The following is a 1,576-nucleotide window of genomic DNA, read 5'->3' on the forward strand; positions in this document are numbered from 1 at the left end:
CACAGCGGCTGCTCGGCGACTCCCCTAATGGGGCCGGGCCGGAGCAGGATGAAAAGGATGATGGTTCGCAAGGACCGGTAGCATCCGGGCTCGACTTTCTGGTCGCACTCGATGCAAATCCCAGGAAATATGAATATGCGGCGCTCGCCGCCATGGTCGCGCTCTACGTGTTTACGTTTTCCTTTCTCACCATTCGCAACCACAATAACTACGGGACGTTTGGGTTTGACCTTGGCATATTTGACCAGGGTGTCTGGCTTTTGAGCCGGTTTAAAGAGCCCTTTATAACGGCGAGGGGACTGCACCTGTTCGGGGACCACCTCTCTATTATCCTGCTTTTAGTCGCGCCGTTATACCGGATATGGGCCGATCCCAGGCTTCTGCTGGTACTGCAAACGGTAGCGCTTGCAATCGGCGCCGTCCCCGTATTTTTAATAGCGAAGGAAAAACTTTCGAACAGGATATTAAGCTTGGCGATTGCCGCCTCGTACCTATTGTACCCGGCGCTTGAATGGGTCAACAACGATCACTTCCATCCGGAGTCACTGGCCACACCGCTCTTACTGTTTGCGTTTTACAGTGCAATGCGGTCAAGGTATATCGCCTTCGCCATCTTTGCACTCGTCGCCATGACAGCGAAGGAGGACGTCGCCCTCGTCGTCATGCTGATGGGAATCTATATCGGGCTCACCGGCAACCGCAAGGTGGGGTTCACCACCGCGACGCTCTCGCTGGCCTGGTTTTTCGTGGGGCTCAAACTAATTCTCCCCCACTTTAACAGCGCGGGCTTCTTCTATATCCAAAACTTCTCGCGCCTCGGCTCAACACCCGCAGAGGTTATCAACAGCACGCTTACCAAGCCCGGGCTCGTGCTCTCGATCGTCGGGCAGGAGCGCAAACTCATGTACCTCTTAGAGCTTCTTGCGCCGATGGCCTTCTTCCCCCTCATGAACATCGAGACACTGCTTATAGCGCTACCCGCTCTGTTCACGAACTTGGTGAGCCAGCAGGGCTATATGGACTCGATACAGTACCATTACACCGCGACCATCATCCCCTTTGTCTTCGTTTCGGGCATCCTCGCAATCGAGAAGCTGGGGCTTAAAGCCAAGGGCAAGGTGCTTATGGCGGGGCTCGTTATCGTCGTAGCCCTGGTATCCAACTACTATTTAAGCCCATCGCCGCTCTCACCCAACTTTACCGGCGGCTACTGGACGAATAGCAACGAGCGGGGGAGCAGTATAGATGAGGCTCTCTCCTTGGTACCGAAGGATGCCGCGGTGAGCGCCTATTGCAGCATGGTGCCGCACCTGACGCACCGGCAGAAGATCTACGAGTTCCCCAATCCGTTTAAAGCTGCGAATTGGGGCGTCCGGGGAGAGCACCCGCACAAGAAAGGCTTGATTCAGTATGTAGTAGTTGACATGAAGGGCTTGACAGGCGACCAGCGTCTGTTGATAGATGAACTTAAGAATACAGACTTCAGGCAGATCTTCGACCGAAATGGAATCCTGGTGCTCAAAAGAAACCAGGCGGGCGACGGTAAACCTGCACCGAAGAAAAGGATATAATAGGG

At 54.5% G+C, this 1,576-nt stretch carries 1 protein-coding gene; it reads left to right on the forward strand.

The window, feature by feature from the left end; genetic code table 11:
* A partial coding sequence (locus ACYC56_RS06895) for a DUF2079 domain-containing protein (RefSeq protein ID WP_461373445.1) occupies positions 1–1,571 on the forward strand: 1,571 nt, incomplete at its 5' end.
* Between the last annotated feature and the right edge of the window lie 5 nt (positions 1,572–1,576).

It is taken from the genome of Candidatus Aquicultor sp., assembly GCF_054640775.1.